The organism is Methylobacterium ajmalii (genome assembly GCF_016613415.1).
GTDB lineage: Bacteria > Pseudomonadota > Alphaproteobacteria > Rhizobiales > Beijerinckiaceae > Methylobacterium > Methylobacterium ajmalii.
On the sequence record NZ_JACWCT010000039.1, the window covers coordinates 1 to 9,864 of the forward strand.

General features: G+C 71.5%; 9 protein-coding genes. 3 read left to right on the plus strand and 6 right to left on the minus strand.

Annotated elements, in window-relative coordinates:
• On the plus strand, positions 1 to 288 hold a 288-nt coding region (locus HPY23_RS32890), incomplete at its 5' end, for a sodium/proton-translocating pyrophosphatase (RefSeq protein WP_236017647.1).
• Between the two features lie 164 nt (positions 289 to 452).
• Here HPY23_RS32890 and yddG read toward each other — a convergent pair.
• Positions 453 to 1,322: an aromatic amino acid exporter YddG gene (gene yddG, locus HPY23_RS07515; RefSeq protein ID WP_091887402.1), complete on the minus strand. Its 870-nt coding sequence runs from the start codon at positions 1,320 to 1,322 to the stop codon at positions 453 to 455.
• 126 nt (positions 1,323 to 1,448) lie between these two features.
• Here yddG and HPY23_RS07520 point away from each other — a divergent pair, with 126 nt between their 5' ends.
• Positions 1,449 to 2,153, plus strand: a complete 705-nt coding sequence (locus HPY23_RS07520) for an alpha-ketoglutarate-dependent dioxygenase AlkB (RefSeq protein WP_236013037.1) — start codon at positions 1,449 to 1,451, stop codon at positions 2,151 to 2,153.
• A 127-nt stretch (positions 2,154 to 2,280) separates the two neighbouring features.
• On the plus strand, positions 2,281 to 3,240 hold the full coding sequence (locus HPY23_RS07525; protein ID WP_236013036.1) for a hypothetical protein: 960 nt from the start codon (positions 2,281 to 2,283) through the stop codon (positions 3,238 to 3,240).
• Positions 3,241 to 3,296: 56 nt separating this feature from the next.
• Here the strand turns inward: HPY23_RS07525 and betA are convergent, their stop codons facing one another.
• From betA to HPY23_RS07550, 5 genes are all read right to left on the minus strand, one after another.
• Positions 3,297 to 4,991 (minus strand): choline dehydrogenase, encoded by a 1,695-nt coding sequence (gene betA / locus HPY23_RS07530; protein ID WP_091887404.1) that lies wholly within the window; start codon positions 4,989 to 4,991, stop codon positions 3,297 to 3,299.
• Between the two features lie 86 nt (positions 4,992 to 5,077).
• On the minus strand, positions 5,078 to 6,547 hold the full coding sequence (betB, locus tag HPY23_RS07535; protein WP_091887406.1) for a betaine-aldehyde dehydrogenase: 1,470 nt from the start codon (positions 6,545 to 6,547) through the stop codon (positions 5,078 to 5,080).
• Positions 6,548 to 6,613: 66 nt separating this feature from the next.
• Entirely contained in the window at positions 6,614 to 7,819 is a 1,206-nt protein-coding gene (choV, locus tag HPY23_RS07540; RefSeq protein WP_091887477.1) for a choline ABC transporter ATP-binding protein, read from the minus strand.
• Between the two features lie 56 nt (positions 7,820 to 7,875).
• A complete protein-coding gene (gene choW, locus HPY23_RS07545; protein ID WP_060850116.1) occupies positions 7,876 to 8,733 on the minus strand; it encodes a choline ABC transporter permease subunit in 858 nt (285 codons plus the stop codon).
• 88 nt (positions 8,734 to 8,821) lie between these two features.
• On the minus strand, positions 8,822 to 9,772 hold the full coding sequence (locus HPY23_RS07550) for a choline ABC transporter substrate-binding protein (RefSeq protein WP_200649586.1): 951 nt from the start codon (positions 9,770 to 9,772) through the stop codon (positions 8,822 to 8,824).
• Positions 9,773 to 9,864: the final 92 nt, after the last annotated feature.

Sequence of the window (9,864 nt, forward strand, 5' to 3'; positions counted from 1 at the left end):
AGCCGCCTCACGCTGTTTCCTGCCTGTGGCCTGGGCGTCTATCAACCCCAAACGACGAAGCGGGCTTCGAGCCCGCCTCTCGTCCATCAACCCCGAATGACGAATGACCAGAAGTTCATCGAGGACGGCCACCACGGCGGCAAGGGCTCCGACGCCCACAAGGCCGCGGTGACCGGCGACACCGTCGGCGATCCCTACAAGGACACCGCCGGCCCCGCGGTGAACCCGGCGATCAAGATCACCAACATCATCGCCCTGCTGCTTCTGGCGATCCTGGCGCATCACTGAGGCGTCGGCTCGATTAAGGCCCCATGTCGAGGTTCGGCCCTCGGCATCGGATCACGGACGATACGTCCCGGGCCGCCTTCTTCCGACGGCGGCCCGGAATCATTCCAGCGGTCTTCACCCTCCGATCCGGAGCCCTGCCCCGGACATGGGAATACCCGCTACTCCTAAGCCGCCTTCCCGCCCCGGGTCGCCACCAGGGCGCCGGCGACGATGAGCCCGCAGGCGAGCGCCAGCGCCCAGGTCGCCGGGGCGTAGCCGGCGGCGACGAGGATCAGGGTGGAGAGGACCGGGGCGGCGTAGGAGCCGACGCCGAGGAGGCGGATGTCGCCGCGCTTCACGCCGATGTCCCAGAGGTAGAACGCCGCCCCGACCGGCCCGAGGCCCAGCGCCGCGACCGCGGCCCATTGCGCCGGCCCGTCCGGCCACACCGTGCGCTCGACGGCGAGGTGGCAGGCGAGGCTCAAGGCCGCGGTGGCGAGGCAGAAGCCCGCCACTGCGTCGGTCGGCACCGCGCCGACCCGGCGCGACAGCACCGAGTAGCCCGACCACAGGAAGGCGCAGGCGAGCGCCGCGAGGTAGCCCGGCAGGGCGGCGGCCTCGAAGGTGAGCGAGCCGCGGCCGAGAAACAGTGCCACGACGCCGGCGAGCCCGAGGAGCGCGCCGGCGAGGTGGGCCGCGCGCAGGCCGCCCTCCCCCGGCAGGAGCGCGGAGAACAGCACGATCAGGAGCGGCCAGAGATAGCTGATCAGCCCGGCCTCCGCCGGCGGCGCGAGGCGGAGCGCCGCGAAGTAGAGCGCGTGGTACCCGAACAGCCCGGCGATCCCGAGCGCCCAGACCGCGGGCGGCTGGCGCAGGGACGCGAGCCCGGACGGCCGCACGATCCAGCTGGCGCAGCCGAGGAGGCCGCCGACCAGGAAGGTCATCGCGGCGAGCTGGAACGGCGGCACCGCGCCGGAGGCCGCGGTGAAGAGCGCGAGCAGCGACCAGAGCAGGATGGCGCCGGAGCCGACCAGGGTGGCGGAGCGGATCGTCATGGGAGTCGCCGTGGGGATCGTCATGCCGCAGGGGAAGACCCGAGAGAGGCCTATCACGCCGGGCCCGCCGGTCGACCGGAAAATACCGGGCCCGCCGGTCCGTCGAGAGATTCCAGGCCTGCCCGCTTGTCGGGAAATCGGGTAGGACGGCCCTCCCCGCGGAGGGACCGTGCCCTGATCGAACTCGCCCCCGGCCTGATCCACGTCCCGGGCTACCTCGACGCCGAGGCGCAGGCCGCGCTCGCCGCGGATCTGGCGGAGATCCTGCGCGAGGCGCCGGCCTTCACGCCGACGATGCCGCGCACGGGAAAACCGTTCTCGGTCCGGATGACGAATTGCGGCCCCCTGGGATGGGTCTCCGACCGGGCGGGCTACCGCTACCAGGCGAGCCACCCGGAGACCGGCCGGCCCTGGCCGGCGATGCCGGCGGCGGTGCTGCGGGCCTGGGCGGCGCTCGCCGGCTGCCCGGCCGAGCCCGAGGCCTGCCTCGTCAACCTCTACGCCCCCGGGACCCGGATGGGGCTGCACCAGGACCGGGACGAGAAGGAGTTCTCGGCCCCCGTCCTATCCCTGTCCCTCGGCGCGACCGCCCTGTTCCGCTACGGCGGCACCGCGCGCACCGACCCGACCCGCTCGGTGCGCCTCGTCCCCGGTGACGCGATGGTGATCGGCGGGCCCTCGCGCCTGATCTTCCACGGCGTCGACCGCATCCTGGCCCAGAGCGCGGACCTCCTCTCCCCGGCGCCCGGGCCGGTCCTGCCCGCTTCGGTGCCGGCGGGTGGGCGGCTCAACCTGACCTTGCGGCGCGTCTCGGCGATCCGCCGCGCTTGACAGACCGGCGCGCTCGGCAGAGGCATCCACGTCCCGCGCGCGGCCCGCTCCCCGGGCCGCGACGCGCCCTTCTTCCGAGCACCGCCCGCTCCCGGACGGTCTCCCCGCGAACCCAGAGACGAGTCTGATGTCGACGAGTCCCCTGTCGCTGCGCAGCCTGGCGCTCCTCACCGGCCTGATCGGCCTGCCGGCCGGGGCCCTGGCGGCCGATCCGGTCTACCCGCCGGGCTCGCGCTTCGGCTTCGAGCCGGCCAAGGAGATGGTGGTGTCGCGCCGCTTCACCGGCTTCGAGCGGCAGAACGGCGGCGCCACGGTCTCGGTCGTCGAGCTGCCGGCCCAGGCCTACAAGGATCTCGCCACCAACTTCACCGACGAGAACCTGAAGACCCAGGGCCTCGTGGTGAAGACCCGCGAGACGCTCAAGCTCGCCGACGGGCGCGAGGGCATGCTGTTCACCGGCGAGCAGCCGGTCGAGCAGCCCGCCGGCGCGCCGGCCCTGCACAAGTGGGTCTTCCTCGTCTCTGACCCGACCGTGACCGGCATCGTCATCGGCCAGACCCTGCCGGGCGCCGAGAGCGACGAGGCGATGCGGGCGATGCTGACGAGCGTGCGGGTGCGCCCGGCCCTCACCATCGACCAGCAGGTCGCGGCCCTGCCGTTCCGGGTCACCCAGAACGCGGGCTTCCGGCCCGTGCGGGTGCTCGGCGGCAACTCGGTGCTCTACACCGACGGGCCGAAGGACCAGATGACGAACCTCGAACAGCCGATCCTGGTGCTGGCCGAGGCGGTGCAGCCGGCCCCGTCCGCCGACCAGCGCGACGCCTTCGCCAAGGCGGCGCTGTACTCGAACCAGACGATGAAGGACTTCGCGATCGAGCGGTCGCAGAGCTTCCGGCAGAACGGCGCCGACTGGCACGAGATCGTGGCCCGGGCCGTCGACATCCCGTCCGGCACGCCGGTGGTGGTCTCCCAGACGATCCGCTTCCAGCCCGACGGCTACTTCCGCGCCGTCGGCGTCGTGCGCGCCCAGGATCGCGAGGCGATGCTGCCGCGCTTCCGCAAGGTGGTGGACGCGATCGCGTTCTGAGCGAAGCCCGGGGGCATCGTACCCCCCGGGGGCGAGGCCGGGCGTTCCCGCCCCCGTCACGCCGCGCGGGCGGGGGCGCTGCGCACCGGCGCGTCGCCGGCGACGAAGTAGGGCGCGTCGCTGCGCGGCAGCGGCGCGCGGCCGCGGATGCGGTCGGCGATCTTCTCGGCCATCATGATCGTCGGCGCGTTGAGGTTGCCGGTGACGATCAGCGGCATGATCGAGGCGTCGACGACCCGCAGGCCCTCGAGGCCGTGGACCCGGCCCTCCCCGTCCACCACCGCCATCGCGTCCTCGCCCATCTTGCACGAGCAGGAGGGGTGATAGGCGGTCTCGGCGTGCTCGCGCACGAAGGCGTCGAGCTCGGCATCGGTCCGTCGCGCCGGGCCGGGGCTGATCTCGCGGCCGCGATAGGGATCGAGCGCCGGCTGGGCCACGATCTCCCGGGTGATGCGGATCGCGTCGCGGAACTCGCGCCAGTCCTGCTCCGTCGCCATGTAGTTGAACAGGATGCTCGGATGCTCCCGCGGGTCGCGGGATGTCAGGCGGATCCTGCCGCGGCTCGGCGAGCGCATCGAGCCGACATGGGCCTGGAAGCCGTGCGCCTTGATCGGGTTGCTGCCGTTGTAGCTGATCGCCAGCGGCAGGAAGTGGTACTGCAGGTTGGGCCAGGCGAAGTCCGGGCTCGAGCGGATGAAGCCGCCGGCCTCGAACTGGTTGCTGGCGCCGATCCCGGTGCCGAGAAACAGCCACTGCGCGCCGATGGCCGGCTGGTTCCAGGGCCGCAGGGCCGGCGCCAGGGAGACCGGCTTCGTGCACTCGTACTGAACGTAGATCTCGAGGTGGTCCTGGAGGTTCTCGCCGACGCCCGGCAGGTCGAGCACCACCGGCACGTCGAGGCCGCGCAGGAGGTCCGCCGGGCCGACGCCGGAGCGCTGGAGGAGCTGGGGCGAGGCGATGGCGCCGGAGCAGACCAGCACCTCGCGGCGCGCCCGTGCCGCGGCGGCACGCCCGCCCTGAAGGTAGGCGACGCCGCTCGCGCGCCGGCCCTCGAACAGGACCCGGTCGGTGAGCGCCCCGGTGACGATGGTCAGGTTCGTGCGGGCGCGTGCCTGGTCGAGGTAGCCCCGTGCGGTGCTGGAGCGGCGGCCCTTCGGGGTCACGCTCCGGTCCATCGGCCCGAACCCCTCCTGCTGGTAGCCGTTGAGGTCGGGGGTGCGCGGGAAGCCGGCCTGGACCCCGGCCTCCACCATGGCGGCAAAGAGCGGGTTGGCGCCGGGCTTCGCCGTCGTCACGCTCAAGGGGCCGTCGCCGCCGTGATAGGGGTCGGGCCCGGCGTCGCGGCTCTCGGCCTTGCGGAAATACGGCAGGCACTGGTCGTAGGACCAGCCCGACAGGCCCGGCAGCTGGGCCCAGCCGTCGTAGTCGAGGGCGTTGCCGCGGATGTAGCACATGCCGTTGATGAGCGAGGAGCCGCCGAGCCCCTTGCCGCGGCCGCATTCCATCCGCCGCCCGTTCATGTGGGGCTCGGGATCGGTGAGGTAGGCCCAGTTGTAGCGCCGGCCCTGGAGCGGATAGGCCAGCGCCGCCGGCATCTGGGTGCGGAAGTCGAGGCGGTAATCCGGGCCGCCGGCCTCCAGCAGCAGCACCGTCGTGTCCCGGTCCTCGGTGAGCCGCGTGGCGAGCACGTTGCCGGCGGAACCGGCGCCGACGATGATGAAGTCGTACTCGGGTGCGTCTGTCTGCGGCATGATCTCGGATCCGGTCTCGGGGGACGGGCGGCGCGGGCCGGTCGCGGGGACCGGGACGCCGCCGCGGGTCGGTGGCGGTTCCTGCGTCAGAACACGGGGGCGAAGTCGCCGAGCTCGATCTGGATCGACTTCGTGCGGGTGAAGCGTTCGAGCGATTCGATTCCGTTCTCGCGGCCGAGGCCCGACTGCTTGTTGCCGCCCACCGGCATCTCGGGAGGCGATTCGCCCCAGGTGTTGATCCAGCAGATGCCGGCCTCGAGGCCGTGGACGATCCGGTGGGCGCGCGCGAGATCGCGGGTGACGACGCCGGCGGCGAGGCCGTACGAGGTGGCGTTGGCCCGGGCCAGCACCTCGGCCTCGGTCTCGTAGTCGAGCAGGCACATCACCGGCCCGAAGATCTCCTCGCGCACGATCTCCATGTCGTCGCGGGACTTGGCGAAAACCGTCGGCGCCACGTAGGCGCCGGCCGCGAGAGCCCCCTCCGGCGCGTGGCCGCCGACGAGGAGGCGGGCGCCCTGCTCGACGCCCGAGCGGATGAAGCCCATCACCTTGTCGCGGTGGGCATGGCTCGCCAGCGGCCCGAAATTCGTCGCCTCGTCGAGGGGATCGCCCATGCGGATGCGCGTCACGCGCTCCAGCACCCGCGCGGTGAACGGCTCCATCAGGTGCCCGGGCACGAAGACCCGGGTGCCGTTCGTGCAGACCTGGCCCGAGCTGAAGAAGTTCGCCGCCACCGCGATGTCGGCGGCGCGGTCGAGGTCGGCATCGTCGAGGACGACGAGCGGCGACTTGCCGCCGAGCTCCAGCGTCACGTCCTTGAGGGTCGAGCGGGCGGTGCCCGCCATCACCTTGGCCCCGGTGGCGGTGCCGCCGGTGAACGACACCTTGGCGATCGCCGGATGCTCGGTGAGCCAGGTCCCGATCTCGGCGCCGAGCCCCGGCAGGACGCTGAACACGCCCGCCGGCAGGCCGGCCTCGGCGTAGATTCCGGCGAGCGCGAAGGCGGTGAGCGAGGTGACCTCGCTCGGCTTGAACAGCATCGCGTTGCCGGCGGCGAGCGCCGGGGCCGACTTCCACAGCGCGATCTGGATCGGGTAGTTCCAGGCGCCGATGCCGGCGACGAGGCCGAGCGGCTCGCGGCGCGTATAGGCGAAGGAGGTCTCCCGCAGGGGGATCTGCCGGCCCTCGATCGCGGCAGCGAGGCCGGCATAGTATTCGAGCACGTCGGCACCGGTGACGATGTCGACGCTGCGGGTCTCGGCGATCGGCTTGCCGGTGTCGAGGGTCTCGAGCCGGGCGAGTTCGTCGTTGCGGGCGCGCAGGAGGCCGACCGCCCGCATCAGCACCCGGCCGCGCTCGCGCGCCGGCGTGGCGGCCCAGGCCGCCTGCCCGGCCCGCGCGGCCTCGATCGCGTCTTCCAGGTCCTCGCGGGTCGTGTGCTCGACCTCGGCCAGCACGCGGCCGTCGGCCGGGTTGATCGCCGGGAAGCTGCGCCGGCCGGCCTCCGCGGCGGGGCGCCCGGCGATGAAGGGACGGTGGATCGGAACGGACGGCATCGGTGACGACCTCGGGGAACGACCTCGGTGGAGGGGGATCGGGCGGGGCGCGGGCGACGGCCGCGCTCACGGATTCTGGAGCAGCCCGCGATAGATCTCGCCGTGGTCGCACAGGCCGGCGAGACGCCCGAGATCGTCCACGAAGACGATCGGGTAGGGCGAGCGCAGGCGCAGGTCGATCGCGGCCCGCAGCGGCAGGTCCACCGGGGCGACCACGACCCCGGGGGTCTCGCCGCCGCCGGCCCCGCTGCCGTCGACGCGGCCGAGCGGCATCTCGCGCCCGCGGATTTCGGCCGAGACCGGGCGCTCGGCCCGGTCGAGGCGCAGGCGCACCTCGCCGCTGCCGTCGAGGATCACGGCATCGCCGTCCCGTCTCAGGGCGGAGGCGGGCGTCATCACGGCACCGCTGTCGAACACCTCGAGGGGGTTCATGTGCTTGACGAACTCGGCCACGTAGGCGTTGGCCGGCCGCAGCACGATGTCGGAGGGCGTGCCGTACTGGACGACGTGGCCGCCCTCCATGATCGCGATGCGGTTGCCGAGCTTCAGCGCCTCCGACAGGTCGTGGCTGACGAACACGATGGTCTTGTTGAGCCGGCGCTGCAGCTCCAGGAGGTCGTCCTGCAGCTTGTCGCGGATCAGCGGGTCGAGGGCCGAGAACGGCTCGTCCATCAGCAGGATGTCGGCGTCGGTGGCGAAGGCCCGGGCGAGGCCGACGCGCTGCTGCATGCCGCCCGAGAGCTCCTGCACCATCTTGTCGGCCCAGGATTCGAGGCCGACCATCGCGAGCTTCTCGTCGACGGTGCGGTTGCGCTCCGTGGCCGGCACGCCGCGCAACTCGAGCCCGAACCCGACATTGTCGCGCACGCTGCGCCAGGGCAGCAGGCCGAATTGCTGGAAGACCATCGAGACGGTGTTGAGGCGCACCTCGCGCAGGGTCGCGGCCCGACAGCGGGTGACGTCGACCGGCTCGCCGCGGTGGCGCACCAGCACCGCGCCGCGGGCGACCTTGTTCAGCCCGTTGATCGCCCGCAGCACGGTCGACTTGCCCGATCCCGACAGGCCCATCAGGACGCAGATCTCGCCCGGCCGCACGTCGAGGCTGACCTTGAACGTGCCCATCAGGACGTCGGTGCGCCGGCGGATCTCGTCGCGCGTTAGTCCCTCGTCAGACAGGGCGAGCGCCGCCTTGACGTTGCGGCCGAAGGCGATGTCGACGTCGCGCAGCGCGACGGCGCAGTCGGAAGCGGGAGTGGCGGGGGCCGGGTCCATCGGGACGGTCAGCGGGGTGGCGTCCGAGAGGGTGCGCCGGTCCATGTCGATCGCGGTCATCGGGCAGCCTTCCGTTTGCGTGGCGCCGGACGCTTGCACACGCGGTCGAGGATGACCGCGAGGATCACGATGGCGAGCCCGGCCTCGAAGCCCATCGCGATGTTGACGGTGTTGAGCGCGCGCACGACCGGCTTGCCGAGCCCGTCGGCGCCCACCAGCGCGGCGATGACCACCATCGACAGGCTCAGCATGATGCACTGGGTGATGCCGGCCAGGATGGTCGGCATCGCGCTCGGCAGCTCGACCTTGAACAGCATCTGCGTCCGCGTGGCGCCGTAGGCGAGCGCCGCCTCGCGCAGGCTCGGGGGCACCGAGGCGATGCCGAGCTGGGTCAGGCGGATCGGCGCGGGGAGCGCGAAGATCACCGTCGAGATGATGCCCGGCACCGTGCCGAGGCCGAACAGGACGAGGGTCGGGATCAGGTAGACGAAGGTCGGGATCGTCTGCATCAGGTCGAGCAGCGGCCGGATCGCCTCGTAGAACAGCGGCTTGTGCGCCCCCAGGATGCCGACCGGCACGCCGATCAGCACGCACACCGCCGTCGACCAGATCACCAGGGAGAGGGTCTCGATCGTCGCCTCCCAGTAGCCGAGGTTCACGACGAGGAGCAGCGAGGCGACGATGAACAGCGCGAGCCCGATCGAGCGGTGCAGCAGGTAGGCCCCGAGCGCGAACAGCCCGATCAGCATGAGCGGCGGCACGGCGATCAGCCCGTCGGTCAGCCCCTGCACCATCGCGCTGAGGACCGTCGAGACCAAGTCGAAGAACGACTGCGCATGGGTGTTCAGGAAGTCGACGAAGACCTTGAGCCAGATGCCGAGCGAGATTTTGTGGCCGACGATCCAGTCGTACATGGGGGCACCCGCTTCATGGAATGACGGGGGACCGCCGGCCGCCGCCGACGGGGTCGGGGTGGCGGCGGGCGCGCCCCGCCGCGCGGCGTCAGTGGAGCCCGAGGCTCGCCCGGACCGCCGGCAGGGCGGGCTTGCCGTCGAGGGTCTCGACGCCGTCGAGCCAGCGCGACCAGGCGCCCGGATTGGCCTTCAGCCAGGTCTCGGCGGCCTTCTCGGCGGCGAGCCCGTCGAACAGGATCGAGCCCATCACCAGGTTCTCGGTCGGCAGGTCGAAGGTCAGGTTTTTGAAGAACCTGCCGAGGTTCGGGCACTGCTCGGCGAAGCCGGTGCGCAGGTTGGTGAAGATCTCGGCACCGCCGTAGTTCGGCCCGAAGGTGTCGTCGCCGCCCGACAGGTAGCGCATCTTGAACTTGGTGTTCATCGGGTGAGGCTCCCAGCCGAGGAACAGGATCGGCTCCTTGCGCTGCACGGCGCGCTCGACCTGGGCGAGCATGCCCTGCTCGCTCGACTCGACCAGATCGAAGCTGCCGAGGTCGTACTTGTTGTCCTTGATGATCCCGAGGATCGTCCGGTTGCCGTCGTTGCCCGGCTCGATCCCGTAGATCTTACCCTTGAGCTGGCGCTTGAACTTATGGATGTCGTCGAAGCTCTTCAGGCCCTGGTCGTACAGGTACTCGGGCACCGCGAAGGTGTATTTGGCCCCCGTGAGGTTCGGCCCGATCACCTCGACCTCCTTCTTGTCGAGGTAGGGCTTCCGATCGGCCTCCATCGTCGGCATCCAGTTGCCTAGGAAGACGTCGATGTTCTTGGCACCGAGGGACGCGTAGGTCACGGGGACTGACAGGATCTGGGTCTTGGGTGCGTAGCCCATGCCGCTCAGCATTCGCGAGGCGAGGGCCGTCGTCGCCGTGATGTCGGTCCAGCCGACATCGGAGAACCGCACCGCCTTGCAGGAGGCCGGATCGGCCGCAGCCGCCGGCGTGGCCAGCAGGGACGCGCCCAGAAGCGCACGAGCCAGGATATTTCGGTCATTCGTCATTCGGGGTTGATGGACGAGAGGCGGGCTCGAAGCCCGCTTCGTCGTTTGGGGTTGATAGACGCCCAGGCCACAGGCAGGAAACAGCGTGAGGC